The organism is Streptomyces sp. NPDC107454 (assembly GCF_055582885.1).
The window spans coordinates 1-21,221 of sequence record NZ_JBVJPA010000019.1 but is presented as its reverse complement, the minus strand read 5'-3'; the positions used below and the strand labels follow the sequence as shown (position 1 = coordinate 21,221).

The following is a 21,221-nucleotide window of genomic DNA, read 5'->3' as shown; positions in this document are numbered from 1 at the left end:
GCACGCACCCCACGTACCCGCATCCCACCCCACTCCGCCCCACCCTGCCGCTCCTCACCCCACTCGTGCCACCCTGGAACCCATGCCCGAAGGAGACACCGTCTGGCAAGCCGCGAGGCGACTGCACATCGCCCTCGCGGGCAAGGTGCTGACCCGCTCCGACCTGCGGGTGCCCAAGTACGCCACCGCAGACCTCACCGGCCGCACCGTCCTGGATGTCACCCCGCGCGGCAAGCACCTCCTCACCCGGATCGAGGGCGGCCTGACCCTGCACTCGCATCTGCGCATGGACGGCTCCTGGAAGGTGTACGCGAACGGCCAGCGCTGGAGCGGCGGCCCCGCCCACCAGATCCGGGCCATCCTCGGCACCGCGGACCGCACGGCCGTCGGCTACCGGCTCCCCGTCCTGGAGTTGCTCCGCACCACGGACGAGGACCGCGCCGTAGGCCACCTCGGCCCCGACCTCCTCGGCCCGGACTGGAACCCCGACAGCGCCTTGGAGAACCTCCTCCAAGACCCCGCCCGCTCCCTCGGCGAGGCTCTCCTCGACCAGCGCAACCTCGCCGGGATCGGCAATGTCTACAAGAGCGAGCTGTGCTTCCTCCTCCGGGTCACCCCCTGGCTGCCCATCGGTGAGCTTCCCGCCGATCGCGCCACCCTGCTCCCGGCCCTGGCCAAGAAGCTCCTGGAGACCAACCGCGACCGCCCGACCCGCATCACCACCGGCCGTCGCGACCAGAACCTCTTCGTGTACGGCCGCGCACCCCGCCCCTGTCTGCGCTGTGGCACCTCGATCCGCCGGGCCGACCAGGGCGACGGCTCCCGAGAGCGCCCCACGTACTGGTGCCCGACGTGCCAGTCAGGCCCGACTCCGGCCCCGGGCCGTATCCCGCCCTCCGAGCACCGGCCCCTCCCGTAGAACTCCCCGCCGTACAACTCCTTGCCATACGACTAATTGACGGACCGTCAGAAACCCTCGTACCGTCCCTTCATGCCCGTCAAGGCGTACGACCTCACCGGACGCACCGCATTCGTCACCGGCGCCGCCAGCGGGATCGGCCGCGCGTCAGCCGTCCTACTGGCGGAGGCGGGGGCCACCGTCCACTGCGCGGACCGGGACCCGCAGGGCCTGCACGAGACGGCGACCCTCATCAAGGCCCAGGGCGGTACGGCCCACACACATCCGCTCGACGTCAGCGACCGTACGCAGCTCCGACAGGCCGTCGCGTCCTGCGAACGGCTCGACGTCATGGCGGCGGTCGCCGGGATCATGCACCGCAGCCCGGTCCTGGAGACCCGGGACGAGGACCTGGACCGCGTGCTGGGCGTCAACTTCAAGGGCGTGCTGTACGCCTGCCAGGAGGCCGCCCGCCTCATGATCGCGACGAGCGTCCGCGGGAGCATCATCACGATGGCGTCCGGCGCCATCGACACCGGCGGCCCCGGCCTGCTCTGCTACGGCGCGTCGAAGGCGGCCGTCGTGCAGCTGACGAAGACCCTGGCGACCGAGATCGGCCCGCACGGCATCCGTGTCAACGCGGTCGCGCCCGGCTGGACACGTACGCCGATGACCGACCGTCACGGGGACGCCCAGGCGCGCACCGAAGCGGTCATGGCCCGGCTGTCGCCGCTCGGCCGGGTCGGCGAACCCGAGGACATCGCCCATGCCGTGCTGCATCTGGCCTCCGACGCCTCGGCGTTCACGACGGGGCAGATCCTGCGCCCGAACGGCGGCGTAGCGATGCCTTGGTAGCGCCCAGCGGCACCCCCACGCCGCCCCCAGCAACCCCACCAACGCCAGCAGCACCCCCGCGCCGCCGCCTCCGGGCATCCGCCCTGCGACATCTCCACCCTGCTCCCGCCCCCTCTGTGCCCAGCCCCCTCCCGCGCCGAGCCCCAGGCGCCACGCGCCCCCAAACGCGCCACACCCCTCCCACCCCCTCCACCGAGCGCCCCGCCGCTACGAAGCCCCCGGCTCACGCCCCCCACGCGTCCCACGTCGTAGCCACCCCTCGCGCCGCCCGTGCGCCCCGGCGCCGGCGCGCACGACCTCCGCCTTCGGCACACAGTGCACCGGCAGCAGGCTCAACCCCCATCCCCCGGCCGCGACCGCCCCTTCCAGCGCCCCGGCATCGGGCGCCAGCGCGAGCCGGACGACGCCCCACCACCACAGCGCACCGAGCCCCAGCGCAGCCCCCCAGCGCGCTATCCGCCCTGCCATGGTGTCCACCTCCAGCCCGAAGCTAGACCCGCGCTCTCACCCACCGGCAGGGCGCATCAACGGCACAGAGGCGCACCCAAGACACATCCGAAGCCGGTCACGGCGCCCCCTGGCCACCACGGGGCGCCCGGCGGTCACCACCGTGAGCCGCCCGCCTCCGGGCGTCACCCGTTCTCCGCCTGGAACATCCAGTGATGCTTCTCGAGGTCGGCGGTGATCTGGATGAAGATGTCCTGGCTCACCGGATCGGCTTCGCCCGTCGCGTCCACCCGCACCCGCATCCGGCTGATCACCGCGCTCAGCGCGTCCACGAGCGCCTCCACGGCGTCGGTGTCCTTGATCCAGCCCTCGGGTGTCACACCGATACCGCTGGTGGTGGCCACGGTCGCGGCACGTCCGTCGGGCGGAACTCCGAGCGTCGAGGCGCGCTCCGCCACCGTGTCGGAGTGCAGCCGTGCGGTGTCCACGACCTCGTCGAGCTGGAGGTGGATGGAACGGAAGCGCGGTCCGACCACGTTCCAGTGGATCTGCTTCGCCACCAAGGAGAGATCCACCAGGTCGACCAGCGCTCCCTGGAGGGCGCCGGACACGGTCTTGAGATCCGCGTCGGACAACGGGCTCTTCACGACGTACATCGGGATTCTCCGATCCACTCGACCTGATCAACAACGGCCGCGTCCATCACGACCTCATCAACCATGGCATATACGCACAATTCGGGTCACCTGGAGCGAGTGGACCGGGAGACAGCGAAAGCCCCGGCCGAAACCGCTCCAGGTTTCCCCTGGAGCAGCCCCGGCCGGGGCTTTCACAAGCGTGCTCAGCTCATGAGCGCGAACTCGTGAGCGTCAGGCGGCGACGACGTCGACCGCCTCGGCAGGCGCCTTGATGGTGACCCGTTCCGGTGGTACGCCGGTGACCGATACGGAATTCAGCATCGGACGGCGCACCGGTGTGGGCACCGGCTCAGTGGCCGCTGCAGACTGGGCCAGCTCGGCGAGAGCGAGCTCGTCGCTCACTTCCCGCATGAGCTCGGACATCCGTACGTCCAGCGCGTCGCAGATGGCGGAGAGCAGCTCGGAGGATGCCTCCTTCTGCCCCCGCTCCACCTCGGAGAGATAGCCGAGTGAAACTCGGGCGGACGAGGAGACTTCGCGCAGAGTACGGCCCTGGCGCTGGCGCTGCCGACGCAGCACGTCACCAAGCAGGCGACGGAGCAGAATCATCGGTGGCTCCCTCCTCGGACCGCGTAGCCGCATCCTTCACGCCCCACCGTACCGCCTTGCGCCGCGGCCGTGCGGGGAGCGATGTCGTGTTCACTCAGGGCTGCAAACATCAAAACCCCCCGTTCTGTTCCGTATCCTGTGCCCGCTCATTCCCGGTCTGTTCGCCCGCCAGCTCCTTCAGGAGCAGTGCGAGTACGCTCCGTACACTCTCCATACGGATTTCCGCCCGGTCGCCGTTCAACCGCAGCGGTATCACTTTCCCGCCGCCGGCAGCATGAAAAGATGCTCGGGAGGGCCCTTCGACGGCCACGAAAACCGTCCCGACCGGCTGCCCGTCCTGGGGTTCGGGTCCCGCGACACCGGTGGTCGCGATCCCCCAGTCCGCGCCGAGCGCCTTGCGCACACCGGCCGCCATCTGGGCCGCGACCTGCGGATCCACCGCACCACGCTGGGCCAACAGAGTGGCGTCGACACCCAGCAGTTCGTGCTTGAGTTCGGTGGCGTACGCCGTCACGGAGCCCCGGAAGGCCTGGGAGGCCCCGGGCGTCGCGGTGATCTCCGCCGCCACCAGACCACCGGTCAGCGACTCGGCGACGGCGAGCGTCTCGCCCCTCACCGTGAGTAGTCGCAGCACTTCGGCGGCCGCAGAACTCACCGTTCTGCCTCCTCGGCGGCCGCCTGCCGCTCGGCGATCCCGCTCCTGCGCAGCACAACGGCCTGTCTTACGTAGTCGAGCCCGGTGACGACGGTCAGGACGACCGCCACGGCCATCACCCAGAACCTCAGGGTGGCCAGCGGCCCCGTCAGCGCCAGGACGTACATCCCGACCGCGGTGCCCTGCGCGAGGGTCTTCAGCTTGCCGCCACGGCTGGCCGGAATGACCCCGTAGCGGATCACCAGGAAGCGCATCAGGGTGATCCCGAGCTCGCGCCCGAGGATCACTCCCGTGACCCACCACGGCAGATCACCGAGGTAGGACAGGCAGATCAGCGCCGCACCCATGATCGCCTTGTCGGCGATGGGGTCAGCGATCTTCCCGAAGTCGGTGACCAGGTCGTACGTACGCGCCAGGTGCCCGTCGAAGATGTCGGTGATCATGGCGACGGCGAAGGCAGCCCACGCCCAGGCACGCCACGCGGGGTCGTACCCGCCGTCGGCCAGCATGAGCGCCACGAAGCCCGGCACCAGGACGAGCCGGATCATGGTCAGGATGTTCGCGATGTTCCAGAGGCTGGCCTGATTGACGGCCACAGCGCCCAGCTTCCCGCCCCGCGCCGGCTTGGAGCCCCCGGGAACGCCGGGAGCGCCCGCCGCGCCGTTCGCGCTGGAGGAGCCGCCCGCCGCGGACGCCGGGGCTCCGGTCATCTGGCCGCCTCCTCAGTACACGGGAGCGAGCCCAGGAGCGGCTCGGCCACCAGGTCGACACCTTCCGCACCGACCACCTTGGCCTCGACGATACGGCCCACCGTCAGACCTTCGCCGCTCGTGAACTGCACCTGACCGTCGGTCTCGGGCGCCTGGTGCGCGGCACGGCCGACCGCGCCCCACTCCTCCCCGTCGGCGGAGCCGATCGACTCGACGAGCACGTGGACGGTCTCACCGACGCGCTCCTCGGCGCGCTGCGCGACCAGTTCCTCGGCGAGCCGGGACACGCGCGCGAGGCGCTCGTCGACCACGTCCTGGTCGAGCTTGTTGTCGTACGTCGCCGCCTCCGTGCCGTCCTCGTCGGAGTACCCGAAGACGCCGATGGCGTCGAGGCGTGCGCCCGTGAGGAAGCGCTCCAGCTCCGCGAGGTCGGCCTCGGTCTCACCGGGGAAGCCCACGATGAAGTTGGACCGCACGCCGGCCTGCGGGGCCTTGGAGCGGATGGTGTCGAGCAGCTCCAGGAAGCGGTCCGTGTCGCCGAAGCGCCGCATCGCGCGCAGTACGTCGGGCGCGGAGTGCTGGAAGGACAGGTCGAAGTAGGGCGCGATGTTCGGCGTGGAGGTCAGCACGTCGATGAGCCCGGGGCGCATCTCGGCGGGCTGGAGGTAGCTCACGCGCACGCGCTCGATGCCGTCGATCTCGGCGAGCTCGGGCAGCATGGTCTCCAGGAGGCGGATGTCGCCCAGGTCCTTGCCGTACGAGGTGTTGTTCTCGGAGACCAGCATGATCTCCTTGACGCCCTGCTCGGCCAGCCAGCGGGTCTCGTTCAGCACGTCGCTGGGGCGGCGCGAGATGAAGGAGCCGCGGAAGGACGGGATGGCGCAGAAGGAGCAGCGCCGGTCGCAGCCGGAGGCGAGCTTCACCGAGGCCACCGGGGAGCCGTCCAGGCGGCGGCGCAGGGGCGCACGCGGGCCGGAGACCGGGGCGACGCCCTCCGGGAGGTCCGAGGGGGCGCCGTGGCCGGGAAGGGCCACCTCCTCGCCCGCGCTCTGCCGCTCGGCGGGGCTGATCGGCAGCAGCTTGCGCCGGTCGCGGGGGGTGTGGGAGGCGTGGATGCCGCCGTTCAGGATGGTCTGGAGGCGGTCCGAGATGTCCGCGTAGTCGTCGAAGCCGAGGACGCCGTCGGCCTCGGGGAGGGCCTCGGCGAGCTCCTTGCCGTACCGCTCGGCCATGCAGCCCACCGCCACGACGGCCTGGGTTCTGCCATGCCCCTTGAGGTCATTGGCTTCCAGGAGTGCGTCGACGGAGTCCTTCTTGGCGGCTTCGACGAAGCCACAGGTGTTGACGACGGCGACGTCCGCTTCTTCGGCGTCCTCCACGAGTTGCCAGCCGTCCGCCTCCAAGCGGCCTGCGAGCTCCTCCGAGTCCACCTCGTTACGGGCGCAGCCAAGGGTGACGAGTGCGACGGTACGGCGTTCAGGCATGGGCTCAAGACTACTTTGTCTCACTGACAGCCCACGTCGACGGGGTTGGCCGATCTTGGCCAACCCCGTACCCGCCTGTGCGGAGAACCCTTTGTGCGCCCGTTTCGTGAGCCCTTTGTGCGACCCTCACGGCCGTCCGAAGTCATCCGACGACGGGGTCGCCCTTCGTGTACGTCAGTCGCTCGACCTGGCCGGGCTGGAACTGATCGTCGATCTTCTTGCCGTTCACGTACAGCTTGATGGCGCCCGCGTCGCCGAGGACCAGGTCGATCTTCGTCTTGTCCTGGAAGGTCTTGGACTCGCCCTGCTTGAGCAGACCATCGAAGAGAAGCCGGCCATTGTGGTCCTTGGCGGAGATCCAGCTGCGCCCGTCGGGGGCGCTCACCTGGACGGTCACCTTGTCCTGCGGAGCCGCCGCGATGGCGCTGTCGGAGGGCTCGGGCTTCGGGTCGGCGGGCTTGCTGATCTTGGGGCTGGCCGAGGTGGTGGACGTACTGGCGGTCGGTGTGGAGCCCTCGGCGACCGACGACTTCGCGTCGCTCCCACCGCTGCCCTTGACCACGGTGAAGCCGACGAAGCCGATCACGGCGACGATCGCCGCGACCATCGCGGCGGTCCAGTTCGGCCCGCGGCGCTCGGGACGGATACGTTCCGCCTCGAACAGCGGGGCGGCGGGGGTCGGCGCGGGACGCCCGCCGTGTTCGGCGTCGTAGCGGGCGAGCAGCGGGGCCGGATCGAGGCGCACGGCCCGGGCCAGCGTCCGGATGTGACCGCGCGCGTACACGTCACCGCCGCAGGGGGCGAAGTCGTCCTGCTCCATCGCGTGCACGATGCCGATACGGACCCGGGTGGCGTTGCTGACGTCGTCAACCGTCAGTCCTGCCTCGATGCGGGCCTGCCGCAGGGCACGACCGACCGAGAGGACTTCTTCGCGGTGCTCTTCGAACGGGCGCTCGTCTTCGGGGGAGTTGCCGTCAGGGAAGTTGCCGATGGACACGGGGGCGCCTTTCGAGCGTGTAGCCACCTGTGCTGGAGGTTCAGTTTAGGGGGGGTGCGAAAGGGTGGGGCAACCGGGCGGTGGGACTTTGTACGCCATCAGAATGGCCGGTCATCCTGATGTTGGGACAGGGACCTGTCCCCTCGCTCAACTTGACGTACGACGAAGGGAAACGGTTGCCCGTCTTTCCCTTACGGGTGAGTCACGTTCGAATATCCATGTGTCACGGAGCGAACCGTCCGCGCCATGACCGAGCCGCCGAGATCTCACCCGTACGGTGACCGACCTGTCCTGTTTTCCTCCGCCAAAAGCTCTACGCTTCAGCTTCCCCACGAATCACGGCGAGCACTCCATCCAGCTCGTCGGCCTTCACAAGAACATCACGCGCCTTGGAGCCCTCGCTGGGCCCGACGATGCCGCGCGACTCCATGAGGTCCATCAGCCGCCCTGCCTTGGCGAAGCCGACCCGCAGCTTGCGCTGGAGCATCGAGGTGGACCCGAACTGCGAGGTGACGACCAGTTCGGCGGCTGCGCACAGCAGGTCGAGGTCGTCGCCGATGTCCTCGTCGATCTCCTTCTTCTGCTTGGTGCCCACGGTGACGTCTTCCCGGAAGACCGGCGCCATCTGGTCCTTGCAGTGCTGCACGATGGCCGCGACCTCGTCCTCGGTGACGAAGGCACCCTGCATACGGGTGGGCTTGTTGGCCCCCATCGGCAGGAAGAGCCCGTCACCCTTGCCGATCAGCTTCTCGGCACCCGGCTGGTCGAGGATGACGCGCGAGTCCGCCAGCGACGACGTGGCGAAGGCGAGCCGGGACGGCACGTTCGCCTTGATCAGACCGGTGACGACGTCCACGGACGGCCGCTGGGTGGCGAGCACCAGGTGGATGCCGGCCGCACGCGCGAGCTGCGTGATGCGCACGATCGCGTCCTCGACGTCGCGCGGCGCGACCATCATCAGGTCGGCGAGCTCGTCGACGATCACCAGCAGATACGGGTACGGCGTCAGCTCGCGCTCGCTGCCCTCGGGCAGCTTCACCTTGCCGTTCCTGATGGCCTCGTTGAAGTCGTCGATGTGCCGGTAGCCGAACGCCGCGAGGTCGTCGTAGCGCAGATCCATCTCCCGTACGACCCACTGCAGCGCCTCGGCGGCCCGCTTCGGGTTGGTGATGATCGGCGTGATCAGGTGCGGGATGCCCTCGTACGCGGTCAGCTCGACCCGCTTGGGGTCGACGAGGACCATCCGGACGTCCTCGGGGGTCGCCCGGACCATGACGGACGTAATCAGGCAGTTAATGCACGAGGATTTACCGGAACCGGTGGCTCCGGCGACGAGCACGTGCGGCATCTTCGCCAGATTGGCCATCACATAGCCGCCCTCGACGTCCTTGCCGAGCGCGACCAGCATCGGGTGGTCGTCCTCGGCCGCGTCCGCGAGGCGCAGCACGTCACCGAGGTTGACCATCTCGCGGTCGGTGTTGGGGATCTCGATGCCGACCGCCGACTTGCCGGGGATCGGACTGATGATCCGCACGTCGGGGCTCGCGACGGCGTACGCGATGTTCTTGGTGAGCGCCGTGATCCGCTCGACCTTGACGGCGGGGCCGAGCTCGACCTCGTAGCGCGTGACCGTCGGACCGCGCGTGAAGCCGGTGACGGCGGCGTCGACCTTGAACTCCATGAAGACGTTCTGGAGCGAGGCGACCACGGCGTCGTTGGCGGCGCTGCGCGTCTTGCCGGGCCCGCCACGCTCCAGGAGGTCCAGCGACGGCAAGGAGTAGGTGATGTCACCGGACAGCTGGAGCTGCTCCGCGCGCGGGGGCAGGTCGCGGGGCGCGTCGGGCGCGGACTTGGTGAGGTCGGGCACGACGGACTCGACGGCCAGGGCCTCCTGCTTGGGCCGCTTGGCGCCCGGGACGGCCTTGGCGCGCGCGGCCGGCACCGGGGTCGTCTCCTCGTAGCCGTCACGCTCCGCCGTGACACCCTGCGTCAGATCGGCGACCAGCGGGGAGGGCGGCATCCCGTGCAGCACGGCGCCGTCGAGCGCGGCGGCGGCGGCCGCGGCGACGTCCACCGCGTCCATGGGCCGGTTCATGTCGGGCTGCTGCGCACCGGGCCGCCGGGGACGGCCGCGGCGCTTGGTGAGCGCCTCCTCCTCGGCGCTCTCCGCGTCGTATCCCTCAGGGGCGCGTGAACGCCGCCGGGAGCGGGCGGGAAGCGCCTCACGCCACTGCTCGTCGTAGCGCTCGTCGTCCTCGCCGAAGGCGTCCTCGTCGGGGTCGGCCTGGACGACGCCCAGCTTCTGCCCGAGCAGCCGCAGCCGCTGCGGGATCGCGTTGACGGGAGTCGCCGTGACGACCAGCAGGCCGAAGATCGTGAGCAGCACGAGCAGCGGCACCGCGAGGACGTCGCCCATCATGTACGTCAGAGGCGTCGAGGCCGCCCAGCCGATGAGCCCGCCAGCGTCCCTTATCGCCTGCATGCCGTCACTGCGCGCGGGCGCCCCGCAGGCGATGTGGACCTGGCCGAGCACACCGATGACGAGCGCGGACAGGCCGATCACGATGCGCCCGTTGGCCTCCGGCTTCTCGGGATGCAGGATGAAGCGGGCGGCGATGACCGCGAGCAGTATCGGCACCAGCAGGTCGAGGCGCCCGAAGGCACCCGTCACCAGCATCTCGACGAGGTCGCCGACGGGACCGTGCAGGTTGGACCACGTGCCCGCCGCGACGATCAGCGCGATCCCGATCAGCAGCAGCGCGAGTCCGTCCTTGCGATGCGCCGGGTCGAGCCCCTTCGCGCCCCGTCCTATGCCGCGGAACATCGCGCCGACGGCGTGCGCGAGGCCCAGCCACACGGCGCGTACGAGCTTGTACACACCCGCGGTGGGGTTGGGCGCCGACGCGGGTGGGGCCTTCTTCGCCGCGACCTTCTTGGCGGGCGCCTTCTTGGCGGCTGCCTTTTTCGCGGGGGCCTTCTTCGCCGGAGCCTTCGTCGGAGCGGCCGCCTTCTTCGCGGGCGGCTTCTTGGCTGCGGACTGACGTGAGGCCATGAGTGTGAGGTTACCGGTGGAGACGACAGCGGACACGTGTGCCTACTGCTTCACCCGTTCGTGTCGCCCGTACCAGGGACCAGAACTGACGCGCGCTCACCGCGAACGAAGGACTCCTCGGAGGTCAGTTCTGCGACGGCACCGACGGCGCGCCGCTTCCCGTGCCCGGCTCCAACGCGTCCAGCGCCCGGCGCAGTCCCGTGAGTTTGCGTTCGAGATGGGCCGCGGTCGCCACCGCCGCCGCGTCCGCCGAGTCGTCGTCGAGCTGTTTGGACAGCGCCTCGGCCTGCTCCTCAACGGCGGCGAGCCGCGCGGAGAGTTCGGCGAGGAGACCGGCCGGCTCCTTGGCCGAGCCGAGCGCCGTCTTGCCGCCGCCCTCCAGCTGCAGCCGCAGCAGCGCTGCCTGCTCGCGCAGTTGGCAGTTCTTCATGTAGAGCTCGACGAAGACCGAGACCTTCGCGCGCAGCACCCATGGGTCGAACGGCTTGGAGATGTAGTCCACCGCACCCGCCGCGTACCCCCGGAAGGTGTGGTGCGGGCCGTGGTTGATCGCCGTGAGAAAGATGATCGGGATGTCCCGAGTCCGTTCGCGCCGCTTGATGTGCGCCGCGGTTTCGAAACCGTCCATTCCGGGCATCTGGACGTCCAGCAGAATGACCGCGAAGTCGTCGGTCAGCAGCGCTTTGAGCGCTTCCTCTCCGGACGATGCCCGTACCAGTGTCTGATCGAGCGCGGAGAGGATCGCCTCCAGCGCCAGCAGATTCTCCGGCCGGTCATCGACCAGAAGGATCTTGGCCTTCTGCACCATGGCCCGCCCTCCTCGCCCCGGCAGTGCACCGGGCGCCGCCCCAGAGGACGACTCCCTTGCGTCGCCCGTCCTTGTGCCGGTCATGGTAGCCGCACCCCGCCTGTCGCCACACCCTGTCACCGCGATGTCACTGTGCACGTAGCAGAAACGTAGCGGGAGACCAGAAGGTTCCCCGAATCCCGCACTTCTACACGGCTTCGGCCACCGTCAGTTATACGACGTCGGGCGCCCCGCGCCGCCGAGTCGGCGCGCACAGCCCGGCTTCCCGGCCGCCGACACCACCCGGCGACACCCATCCCGCTCACTCCTCGCGCATCCACTGTTCCATCACGGAGAGCAGATGGTCGGGATCGACCGGCTTGGTGACGTAGTCGGACGCACCGGACTCGATGGCCTTCTCCCGGTCGCCCTTCATCGCCTTCGCCGTGAGCGCGATGATCGGCAGCCCGGCGAACTGCGGCATCCGGCGAATCGCCGTCGTCGTGGCGTAGCCGTCCATCTCGGGCATCATGATGTCCATCAGGACGACCGTCACATCGTCGTGCTGCTCCAGCACCTCGATGCCCTCACGGCCGTTCTCGGCGTACAGCACCGACAGGCCGTGCTGCTCCAGGACGCTGGTGAGCGCGAACACGTTGCGGATGTCGTCGTCGACGATCAGCACCTTCTCGCCCTCGAACCGGATGCCTCGGCGCGGCTGCGGCGCCGCCTCCTGCTGAACCCCGGCCGCCCACTGCTCCTGAGAGGCACCCGCGGTCCCGTTCGGCCCCGGCAGCCCCGGGCGCTGCTCGTTCGCGGGCAGCGCCCTGCGGCGCCGCCTGAAGAGCGCGGCGGGCCCGTTCTGCGTCTCCTGGTACGACTTCACCTCGGCCGGCGTCTCGATGCCGACCCCGGACAGCTCCGCCTCCGAGGCGAGCAACTCCCCGGCCTCCAGGGCGGGCGCGAGCTGCCCGTAGCCCTGCGGGGGCAGTTCGCTCGGGTGCAGCGGCAAATACAGCGTGAACGTCGAACCGCGTCCCGGCTCGCTCTGGGCGTGGATCTCACCGCCCAGCAGACGCGCGATCTCCCGCGAGATGGACAACCCCAGACCCGTGCCGCCGTACTTCCTGCTCGTCGTACCGTCCGCCTGCTTGAAGGCCTCGAAAATCACCCGCATCTTGCTGGCGGCGATCCCGATGCCGGTGTCCGTCACCGAGAACGCGATCAGACCGGCGTCCGCGTCCCGCAGCGAACCCGCCTCCAGGAGCTGCTCCCGGATGGCCACCGGGACATCCGCGCCGGCGGGCCGGATCACCAATTCGACCGCTCCGGAGTCGGTGAACTTCACCGCGTTGGAGAGCAGGTTGCGCAGCACCTGAAGGAGGCGCTGCTCGTCGGTGTGCAGCGTGGCGGGCAGTTCCGGCGACACCCGGACGGAGAAGTCCAGGCCCTTCTCCGCGGTCAGCGGACGGAAAGTGGCCTCTACGTAGTCGACGAGTTGGACCAGCGCGATGCGGGTCGGCGACACGTCCATCTTGCCCGCCTCGACCTTCGACAGATCGAGGATGTCGTTGATCAGCTGGAGCAGGTCGGAACCCGCTCCATGGATCGTTTCCGCGAACTCGACCTGCTTCGGCGTCAGATTCGACTCGGCGTTGTCGGCGAGCAACTTCGCGAGGATCAGCAGGGAGTTGAGCGGCGTGCGCAGCTCGTGCGACATGTTCGCCAGGAACTCGCTCTTGTAGCGCATGGAGACCGCGAGCTGCTCGGCACGCTCCTCCAGGACCTGCCGCGCCTCCTCGATCTCGGTGTTCTTGACCTCGATGTCGCGGTTCTGCTGGGCCAGCAGCTCGGCCTTGTCCTCCAGTTCCGCGTTGGAGTCCTGAAGGGCCTTCTGCCGGTTCTCCAACTCCGCCGAGCGCTCCCGCAGCTGCTCGGTGAGCTCCTGCGACTGCTTGAGCAGCACCTCCGTCTTGGTGTTGACGGAGATGGTGTTGACGCTCGTCGCGATCATCTCGGCGATCTGGTTCAGGAAGTCCTTCTGGATCTGCGTGAACGGCGTGAAGGACGCCAGCTCGATCACGCCCAGCACGGTCCCCTCGAAGAGCACCGGAAGCACGATCACCTGCGCCGGGGGCGCCTCACCGAGCCCGGACGAGATCTTCAGGTAGCCGCTCGGCGCGTTCTCCACCAGGATCGTGCGCTTCTCCTGCGCGGCCGTCCCGATCAGCGCCTCACCGGGCCGGAACGACGTCGGCATGGAGCCCATCGAGTAGCCGTACGAACCGAGCATGCGCAGCTCGTAGGCGTCCTCGTCGTTGCCCGCCTCCTTGCCGTCGACCAGCGGCATGGAGAGGAAGAACGCGCCGTGCTGCGCCGAGACCACCGGCGTCAGCTCGCTCATGATCAGCGAGGCCACGTCGTCGAGGTCGCGGCGCCCCTGCATCAGGGCGGAGATACGGGCGAGGTTGCCCTTGAGCCAGTCCTGTTCCTTGTTGGCGATGGTGGTGTCGCGCAGGTTGGCGATCATCTTGTTGATGTAGTCCTGAAGTTCCTGGATCTCGCCCGAGGCGTCCACGTCGATCTTCAGGTTCAGGTCGCCGCGGGTCACCGCGGTCGCCACGCGCGCGATGGCACGCACCTGCCGGGTCAGGTTCCCGGCCATCTCGTTCACCGACTCCGTGAGGTCGCGCCAGGTGCCGTCGACGTCACGCACCCGGGCCTGGCCGCCCAGTTGCCCCTCGGTGCCCACCTCGCGGGCGACTCGGGTGACCTCCTCGGCGAAGGACGACAGCTGGTCGACCATCGTGTTGATGGTGGTCTTCAGCTCCAGGATCTCGCCGCGCGCGTCGATGTCGATCTTCTTGGTGAGGTCGCCCTTGGCGATGGCCGTGGTGACCATCGCGATGTTGCGCACCTGACCGGTCAGGTTGGACGCCATCCCGTTCACGGACTCGGTGAGGTCCTTCCACGTACCGGCCACACCCGGGACGTGCGCCTGCCCGCCGAGGATGCCGTCCGTGCCCACCTCGCGGGCCACCTTGGTGACCTGGTCGGCGAACGAACTCAGCGTCTTCACCATGGTGTTGAAGGTGTCGGCGAGCTGCGCGACCTCGCCGCGCGCCTCGATCGTCACCGTACGGGTCAGATCGCCGTTGGCGACGGCCGCGGCGACCTGGGAGATGTTGCGCACCTGCATGGTCAGGTTGTTGGCCATCAGGTTCACGTTGTTGCTGAGGTCCTTCCAGATGCCCGTGACACCGGGCACATGGGCCTGCCCGCCGAGGATGCCCTCGGTGCCCACCTCGCGGGCCACCCGGGTCACCTGCTCGGCGAAGGACGACAGCTGGTCCACCATCGTGTTCACGGTGGTGACGAGTTCGAGGATCTCGCCCTTGGCGTCGACGGTGATCTTCTTCGACAGGTCGCCCATGGCGACCGCCGTCGTGACCTCGGCGATGTTACGGACCTGGATGGTCAGGTTGTTCGCCATGAAGTTCACGGACTGCGTGAGGTCCTTCCAGGTGCCGGAGACACCCTGCACCTCGGCCTGACCGCCGAGCATGCCCTCCGTGCCCACCTCACGGGCCACCCGCGTCACCTGCTCGGCGAAGTTCGAGAGCTGGTCCACCATCGTGTTGAGGGTGTTCTTCAGCTCCAGGATCTCGCCACGCGCGTCCACGTCGATCTTCTGCGACAGGTCACCCCGCGCCACCGCGGTCGCGACCTGCGCGATGTTGCGCACCTGGGCGGTGAGGTTGCCCGCCATGCCGTTCACGGAGTCCGTCAGGTCGCGCCACACACCGGCGACGCCAGGCACCTGCGCCTGACCGCCGAGCCGGCCCTCCGTACCCACCTCACGGGCCACCCGCGTCACCTGGTCCGCGAAGGCGGAGAGCTGGTCGACCATCGTGTTGATGGTGTTCTTCAGCTCCAGGATCTCGCCGCGCGCGTCCACGTCGATCTTCTGCGACAGGTCACCCCGCGCCACCGCCGTGGTGACCTGGGCGATCTGCCGTACCTGCGAGGTCAGGTTCCCCGCCATGAAGTTGACGGAGTCGGTGAGTTCCTTCCACGTACCGGACACGCCGTCCACGCGGGCCTGACCACCCAGGCGGCCCTCCGTACCCACGTCCCTGGCCATCCGCGTCACCTGATCGGCGAATGAGGACAGCTGGTCCACCATCGTGTTCACGGTGTTCTTCAGCTGGAGCATCTCTCCGGAGACGTCGACCGTCACCTTCTGAGACAGGTCACCGTTCGCGACCGCCGTCGTCACCTGCGCGATGTTGCGGACCTGACCCGTCAGGTTCCGGAACGCCGTGTTGACGGAGTCGGTGAGGTCCTTCCACGTACCGGCCACACCCGGCACCTGCGCCTGGCCGCCCAGTTCACCCTCGACACCGACCTCGCGCGCCACGCGCGTGACCTCGACACCGAACGACGACAGCTGGTCGACCATCGTGTTGACGGTGTTCTTCAGCTCCAGCATCTCGCCGGCCACGTCGACGGTGACCTTCTGCGACAGATCACCGTTGGCCACCGCCGTCGTCACCGCGGCGATGTCCCGCACCTGGGTGGTGAGGTTCCGGAAGACCGTGTTGACGGAGTCCGTGAGGTCCTTCCACGTCCCCGCCGCGCCCGGCACGTTCGCCTGACCGCCGAGCCGCCCCTCGCCACCGACCTCGTTGGCCACCCGCGTGACCTCGTCCGCGAACGTCCGCAGCGTCTCGGTCATCTGGTTGATCGTCTCGGCGAGCTGCGCGACCTCGCCGCGTGCGGAAACAGTCACCTTCTGCGACAGGTCACCGCTCGCGACCGCCGTCGTCACCTGCGCGATCCCACGCACCTGGGCCGTGAGGTTGCCGGCCATCAGGTTCACCGAGTCGGTGAGGTCCTTCCACACACCGGCCACACCTGGCACCTGCGCCTGGCCGCCGAGCTCGCCCTCGGTGCCCACCTCGCGGGCGACGCGCGTCACCTCGGAGGAGAACGAGGACAGCTGATCCACCATCGTGTTGACGGTGTTCTTCAGCTCCAGCATCTCGCCGGCCACGTGAACCGTGACCTTCCGGGACAAGTCGCCCTTCGCGACCGCCGTCGTCACGAGAGCGATGTCACGCACCTGAGCCGTCAGCCGGTACGCCATGGTGTTGACCGAATCCGTGAGGTCCTTCCACGAACCGGACATTCCGCGCACCCGGGCCTGCCCGCCCAGCTTGCCCTCGGTGCCCACCTCGCTGGCCACGCGCGTGACCTCGTCGGTGAACGTCGACAGCTGGTCGACCAGGTTGTTGACCGTCCGTCCGACCTTCAGGAACTCCCCGCGCAGCGGATGCCCGTTGCCGTCCGCCGCCTGCGCCCGCAGCTCCATACGCGGCGACAGATCGCCCTCCGCCACCGCGGACAGCACCCGGCCGACCTCGGAGACCGGTCGTACGAGGTCGTCGACGAGCGCGTTCGACGCGTCGATCGCGACACCCCAGGAACCCTCGCAGGCGCCCGACTCCAGCCGCTCCGTGAGCTTTCCCTCACGCCCGACCACCCGCCGCACCCGCGACAGCTCACCCGTCAGATGCAGATTCCGGTCCGCCACCTCGTTGAAGACAGCCGCGATCTCCGACATCACGCCATCACCGGAGACCGTGAGGCGCTTGCGGAAATTGCCGTCCCGCATCGACACCAGGGCCGTCAGCAGCCTGTTCAGGGCAGCCGTATCCACCTCGGTGGTGCCATTGCGTGGTGTGCGCCGGTTGTTCAGGGACTGTCCGTCTTCTGCGCGCGTCTTACCGCCCCGCGTCGCTGCGCCAGACTCCACTGTGTCCCTCCCGCAAGGGTCGACCATTACTGCTCGGCGTACTCGGGTACTGCTTGCTCGGGTACTACTGCTCGTGCTCAGGTACTACTTGCTCGGCGGACCGGCAGGCACTCAGCCTGTCCGACCTTCCCACTGGAGCTTGCCCAGTGTTTCACCCCGGCTGAACCAGGCCATAACAGTTCGGCAGCTTCGCACATCGTCCGCACACCGCCCGGAAGCGGGCACAGCCTTGTCAGGACGGAAACGGAAACACACGCACCTGTCCGAACGGAAACTCTGCCCCTCTCCCGACGGAAACACCGGTGACCGGCATCCGCATGGACGGCGAAGGTAAGTAACCTTGCATGCGGCTGTCCAGCCACACCGGTTTGTCCGGCCTGGACGGTGGCACAAGAACGAGCGGGCAGGCATCGGAGGGGCACCGCACCATGACCACCGGACTGCATCCTGGGGGACAGCCCCAGGATCCTCGGTCGACCGGGAACCAGGCACTGCCCCGGCAGGAGCGGGTCGGCCACGGGGCCCCGCACGCCGACAACCGGACAAGGAGTGCTGTGATCACCGCGCGCGCGGCCGCCAGTTTCGATCCCGTCGGGCGATCGGTCGCGACCGCCAGATCCTTCGTCCGCGACACCCTCCAGGGCTGGGGCTTCGCCGACATCGTCGACGACGCGGTGGTTCTGACCAGCGAACTCGTCACCAATGCTGTCGTGCATGCGGGCACCTCCGCGGATGTCCTGTGTCTGCGCAGCGACGAAGGCGTACGCATCGAGGTGGCGGACCGCTACCCGGAACGTGAAATTCCACTCCAGGCGACGGCTGTGAACATGGGCAGCCCCGACCGCGAGGGCGGGCGCGGACTCCAGTTGTGCGCCGCCCTGGCCGGCCGCTGGGGCGTCGACTACTCCCCCACGCACAAGCAGGTCTGGTTCCACCTCGACCTCCCCGATCGCCCGGTCGGCACCCGCACCGCGGGCCCCTCCCTCCCCGCCGACCTCCTTCCGCTCGCCGACGGCCGCGTCCGCGTCGCGGTGATCCAGATCGACCGCGTCGGCGCCATCTCGGCCTGGAACGAGGACGCGGAGGACCTCTTCGGGTACGCCGCCGAGCAGGTCGTCGGCAAGCCCCTCACCGACCTCGCGGCCTGGCCGCACACCCCGGGCACCAGCACCGGCATCGTCGAGGCCCTCCAACTCTCGCGCTGGGAGGGCACGTACGGGCTCCGCGGCGCGAGCGGCCGCGTGACCCCGGTCTACGCCTCCCACCTCCGCGTACGCGACACGGGCGGCGAACCCTCCACGGTCTGCCTCCTCGTACGCGACCACGAACGCGCCGTCCTGCAGACCCCGTTGCGGGCGTCGGCCACCGACACGACGACCAGCTCCGAGGGCCAGGCCACCGACCCCTTCGAGGTCTTCATCGGCTCCCCCGCCCCGGACGACCTGGACGGCCTCCTCCAGCGCACGGTGGAGCGCGCCCGCGACATGCTCGACGGCGACTCCGCGTTCCTGCTCCTCGCGACCGACGACGAGACGGAGTTGGAGGTACGAGCCTCGACGGGCCTGCCCTCCGCCCGCCAGCGCTTCGCCCGCGTCCCCGTCGAGGCGGGCCCCGGCCGCTACGGCTCGGCCCGCATGCCCGCCGTCCACGAGGACCTGACGGTCGTCCCCGGCGCCGTACCGCTGCTGGCCGGCACCGGCATGCGCTCGGTCGTCACGGTCCCGCTGAAGGTCGAGGGCCGCCTCACCGGCTCCCTCGGTGTCGCGGCCGAGGGACCCTCCCGCTACTCGAACGAGGAGGCCCTGCGCCTCCAGTTCGCCGCCGACCGCATCGCGCTCGCGGTGGAATCGGCCCGCCTGGGTGAGCTGGAACGCCTGCGCCGCGGCTCGCTGAGCTTCCTCGTCGAGGCCTCCGACCTCCTCGCCGGCACCCTGGACCGCGACCAGACCCTCGCCCTGATGGCCCAGATGACGGTCCCGACCCTCGCCACCTGGTGCGCGGTCTACACGATCGCCGACCAGGCCTCGGACCCGTACCTCTCGTACGTCCTGCACGAGGACGAGGAACGCATCGACGGTCTCAAGGCCCTGCTCTCGAAGATCGCTCCACCGGACCCGGTCCCCACCCCCGGCGCCCGCGTCTGGGCGGCCCCGGGCGAGGCCGCCCACCAGGCGGCCCTGCGGACTTCCATGCGCAGCCTGGGCCTCGGCGAGCCCGCCTCGGTCACCTCCGGCATCGGTACGACCCTGGCGACGGCCGCGGCGGTCGGCGGCGAGACCGTCGTCCTGCCCCTGGTGGCCCGCAACCGCGTCATCGGCATGCTGACGCTCGGCAAGCCCTCCGACGAACACTTCCGCCAGGAAATCCTGGAACTGGCCGAGGACCTGTCCCGCAGGGCCGCCCTGGCCCTCGACAACGCCCGCCTGTACTCGGAGCGCACGGCCATCAGCCAGTCCCTCCAGCGCAGCCTCCTGCCGCCCGACCTCCCGCACATCGACGGCGTCGAGGTCGAGGTCATCTACCGCGCGGCAGGCGAGGGCAACGAGGTCGGCGGCGACTTCTACGACCTCTTCCCGATCCGTGACGGCGTCTACGGCTTCGCCATCGGCGACGTCTGCGGTACGGGCCCGGAGGCGGCGGCGGTCACGGGCCTCGCCCGGCACGCCCTGCGCCTCCTGGCCCGCGAGGGCTTCGGCGGCCCCGCGGTCCTGGAGCGCCTGAACTCGGCGATCCTGGACGAGGGCGCCCGCAGCCGCTTCCTGACCCTGCTCTACGGCGAGTTGTGGCCTCAGGAGGACGGCAGCGCCATGCTGAAGGTGGTCTGCGCGGGCCATCCGCTCCCGCTCCGCCTGCGCCAGGACGGCACCGTGGAAGCGGCTGCCGAACCGCAGCCCCTCCTCGGTGTCATGGAGGACCTGGAGCTGTACGAGCAGACCATCACCCTCGACCCGGGCGACGTCCTGCTGTGTGTCACGGACGGCGTCACCGAACGCCGTGAGGGCACCCGCATGTTGGGCGACGACGGCCTCACGGACGTCCTCACGACGTGTACGGGCCTCACGGCTGGAGCGGTGGCCGCCCGCATCATGCGCGCGGTCGAGCGCTTCGCCTCCGACGCCCCGTCCGACGACATGGCGATTCTGGCCATGCGGGTGCCGGGTCTTCAGCGGGACTGAGGTCGGCACTCGACTCCGGGACATGCGAAAGGCCCCCACCCGCAAGGGTGGAGGCCTTTTCTGCTGGAGCCCCCCAACGGAATCGAACCGTTGACCTTCTCCTTACCATGGAGACGCTCTGCCGACTGAGCTAGGGGGGCCAGTCGCCTTTTCGAGGTTTCCCTCGCGGCAACGAAATAGATCATACCCCGAACAGCGGCGTGCTCCCAACCAGTCCCGTCGGATCAGAAGGCGGGCTGCAGCAATCCGCCGAGCGCATTGCACGCGGACACGATCCGCTGCATCTCCCGCTTCGTCAACGACGCGTCCACGGGCAGCGCGAGGGTCTCGTCGGCGGCCCGCTCGGTCTCCGGGAGGTGCACGTCCCGACGGAACCCGGGCAGCCGGTGCACAGGCGTCTTCACCGGCACCCGGCACTCGACTCCCTTGGCCCGTACGGCCCGTGCGAAGGCATCCCGGTCCGGCCGGCCATTGCCGGGCACGCGCACGACGTACTGCTGGTACGTGTGCCCGTCACCGCCGTCCGGCGTGCGCACTCCGCTGAGCCGCCCGTCGAGATAGGAGGCCCGCTCCCTGCGCTGCGCGATCTCGTCGTACGGCGCCTCGGACTCGCCCAGTTCCAGCACCAGGAGCCCGTGTCGCTGCCCGACATCCCGCAGTCGCACCATGTCGGCCGACCGACCGAAGCGGTGTACGACGACGACAGCGTTCGACCTCGGGGTGACGGCCGCCTCGACAGCACCGGCGTCAAGGCAGTAGGTCACCGGATCTATGTCGGCGAACACGGCCGACGCACCGACCTGGGTCACGGCCTCCGCGACCTCGACGTTCCCGAACGCCGGCACGATGACCTCGTCGCCGACTCCGACGCCCGCGGCCCTGAGCATTGCAGCTGTACCCATGCCGCGGATGCTTGTCGCGCAAAGTGAACGCAAAGTGTCGGACAACAAAAAAGAGCTGGTCCCCGAACCGAAGTTCGGGGACCAGCTCTTTTAATATGAGTTCGGCGGCGTCCTACTCTCCCACAGGGTCCCCCCTGCAGTACCATCGGCGCTGTGAGGCTTAGCTTCCGGGTTCGGAATGTAACCGGGCGTT

Annotated in this window: 14 protein-coding genes, 1 tRNA gene and 1 rRNA gene; 3 read left to right on the top strand and 13 right to left on the bottom strand. The window is 69.3% G+C overall.

The window, feature by feature from the left end:
• Positions 1–82 precede the first annotated feature (82 nt).
• On the top strand, positions 83–919 hold the full coding sequence (locus tag ACZ69M_RS39610; protein WP_470057738.1) for a DNA-formamidopyrimidine glycosylase family protein: 837 nt from the start codon (positions 83–85) through the stop codon (positions 917–919).
• A 72-nt stretch (positions 920–991) separates the two neighbouring features.
• Positions 992–1,753: an SDR family NAD(P)-dependent oxidoreductase gene (locus ACZ69M_RS39605; protein ID WP_470057737.1), complete on the top strand. Its 762-nt coding sequence runs from the start codon at positions 992–994 to the stop codon at positions 1,751–1,753.
• 207 nt (positions 1,754–1,960) lie between these two features.
• On the opposite strand, the gene ACZ69M_RS39600 is transcribed toward ACZ69M_RS39605, so the two are convergent.
• The 10 genes from ACZ69M_RS39600 to ACZ69M_RS39555 all read right to left on the bottom strand — a co-directional run bounded on the left by ACZ69M_RS39600 (position 1,961) and on the right by ACZ69M_RS39555 (position 16,950).
• Positions 1,961–2,221 (bottom strand): hypothetical protein, encoded by a 261-nt coding sequence (locus tag ACZ69M_RS39600; protein ID WP_470057735.1) that lies wholly within the window; start codon positions 2,219–2,221, stop codon positions 1,961–1,963.
• 164 nt (positions 2,222–2,385) lie between these two features.
• A complete protein-coding gene (locus ACZ69M_RS39595; RefSeq protein WP_352051082.1) occupies positions 2,386–2,856 on the bottom strand; it encodes a Dps family protein in 471 nt (156 codons plus the stop codon).
• A gap of 213 nt (positions 2,857–3,069) precedes the next feature.
• Entirely contained in the window at positions 3,070–3,447 is a 378-nt protein-coding gene (locus ACZ69M_RS39590; protein ID WP_054228608.1) for a helix-turn-helix domain-containing protein, read from the bottom strand.
• 109 nt (positions 3,448–3,556) lie between these two features.
• On the bottom strand, positions 3,557–4,102 hold the full coding sequence (locus ACZ69M_RS39585) for a CinA family protein (protein ID WP_470057733.1): 546 nt from the start codon (positions 4,100–4,102) through the stop codon (positions 3,557–3,559).
• Complete coding sequence (pgsA, locus tag ACZ69M_RS39580) at positions 4,099–4,812, bottom strand: CDP-diacylglycerol--glycerol-3-phosphate 3-phosphatidyltransferase (protein ID WP_470057731.1); 714 nt, start codon at positions 4,810–4,812, stop codon at positions 4,099–4,101. The genes ACZ69M_RS39585 and pgsA overlap by 4 nt, the downstream gene beginning before the upstream one ends.
• The gene (gene rimO / locus ACZ69M_RS39575; protein WP_470057729.1) at positions 4,809–6,296 is read right to left on the bottom strand and encodes a 30S ribosomal protein S12 methylthiotransferase RimO; all 1,488 of its coding nucleotides are present in this window, start codon (positions 6,294–6,296) and stop codon (positions 4,809–4,811) included. The genes pgsA and rimO overlap by 4 nt, the downstream gene beginning before the upstream one ends.
• Before the next feature lie 142 nt (positions 6,297–6,438).
• Positions 6,439–7,293, bottom strand: coding sequence for a helix-turn-helix domain-containing protein (locus ACZ69M_RS39570; protein ID WP_352051086.1), 855 nt, complete (start codon positions 7,291–7,293; stop codon positions 6,439–6,441).
• 313 nt (positions 7,294–7,606) lie between these two features.
• Complete coding sequence (locus ACZ69M_RS39565; protein ID WP_470057727.1) at positions 7,607–10,345, bottom strand: DNA translocase FtsK; 2,739 nt, start codon at positions 10,343–10,345, stop codon at positions 7,607–7,609.
• A gap of 124 nt (positions 10,346–10,469) precedes the next feature.
• Complete coding sequence (locus tag ACZ69M_RS39560) at positions 10,470–11,153, bottom strand: response regulator (RefSeq protein WP_054228614.1); 684 nt, start codon at positions 11,151–11,153, stop codon at positions 10,470–10,472.
• 301 nt (positions 11,154–11,454) lie between these two features.
• A complete protein-coding gene (locus ACZ69M_RS39555) occupies positions 11,455–16,950 on the bottom strand; it encodes a HAMP domain-containing protein (protein ID WP_470057726.1) in 5,496 nt (1,831 codons plus the stop codon).
• Positions 16,951–17,378: 428 nt separating this feature from the next.
• On the opposite strand from ACZ69M_RS39555, the gene ACZ69M_RS39550 reads away from it, so the two are divergent.
• Positions 17,379–20,126: a SpoIIE family protein phosphatase gene (locus ACZ69M_RS39550; protein ID WP_470057724.1), complete on the top strand. Its 2,748-nt coding sequence runs from the start codon at positions 17,379–17,381 to the stop codon at positions 20,124–20,126.
• 64 nt (positions 20,127–20,190) lie between these two features.
• On the opposite strand, the gene ACZ69M_RS39545 is transcribed toward ACZ69M_RS39550, so the two are convergent.
• From ACZ69M_RS39545 to rrf, 3 genes are all read right to left on the bottom strand, one after another.
• A tRNA-Thr gene (locus ACZ69M_RS39545) sits at positions 20,191–20,266 on the bottom strand.
• Positions 20,267–20,350: 84 nt separating this feature from the next.
• Positions 20,351–21,013 carry a DegT/DnrJ/EryC1/StrS family aminotransferase gene (locus ACZ69M_RS39540; protein ID WP_470057922.1) on the bottom strand — a complete coding sequence of 221 codons (663 nt, stop codon included), beginning with the start codon at positions 21,011–21,013 and terminating at the stop codon, positions 20,351–20,353.
• Positions 21,014–21,127: 114 nt separating this feature from the next.
• Positions 21,128–21,221: ribosomal RNA gene (rrf, locus tag ACZ69M_RS39535) — 5S ribosomal RNA — on the bottom strand; the annotation flags it as partial.

Coding starts and splice junctions, on each gene's coding strand:
- ACZ69M_RS39560 (WP_054228614.1), bottom strand. CDS start 11,153: ATGGTGCAGAAGGCCAAGATCCTTCTGGTCGATGACCGGCCGGAGAAT.
- ACZ69M_RS39610 (WP_470057738.1), top strand. CDS start 83: ATGCCCGAAGGAGACACCGTCTGGCAAGCCGCGAGGCGACTGCACATC.
- ACZ69M_RS39590 (WP_054228608.1), bottom strand. CDS start 3,447: ATGATTCTGCTCCGTCGCCTGCTTGGTGACGTGCTGCGTCGGCAGCGC.
- rimO (WP_470057729.1), bottom strand. CDS start 6,296: ATGCCTGAACGCCGTACCGTCGCACTCGTCACCCTTGGCTGCGCCCGT.
- ACZ69M_RS39600 (WP_470057735.1), bottom strand. CDS start 2,221: ATGGCAGGGCGGATAGCGCGCTGGGGGGCTGCGCTGGGGCTCGGTGCG.
- ACZ69M_RS39605 (WP_470057737.1), top strand. CDS start 992: ATGCCCGTCAAGGCGTACGACCTCACCGGACGCACCGCATTCGTCACC.
- ACZ69M_RS39595 (WP_352051082.1), bottom strand. CDS start 2,856: ATGTACGTCGTGAAGAGCCCGTTGTCCGACGCGGATCTCAAGACCGTG.
- ACZ69M_RS39565 (WP_470057727.1), bottom strand. CDS start 10,345: ATGGCCTCACGTCAGTCCGCAGCCAAGAAGCCGCCCGCGAAGAAGGCG.
- ACZ69M_RS39550 (WP_470057724.1), top strand. CDS start 17,379: ATGACCACCGGACTGCATCCTGGGGGACAGCCCCAGGATCCTCGGTCG.
- ACZ69M_RS39540 (WP_470057922.1), bottom strand. CDS start 21,013: ATGCTCAGGGCCGCGGGCGTCGGAGTCGGCGACGAGGTCATCGTGCCG.
- pgsA (WP_470057731.1), bottom strand. CDS start 4,812: ATGACCGGAGCCCCGGCGTCCGCGGCGGGCGGCTCCTCCAGCGCGAAC.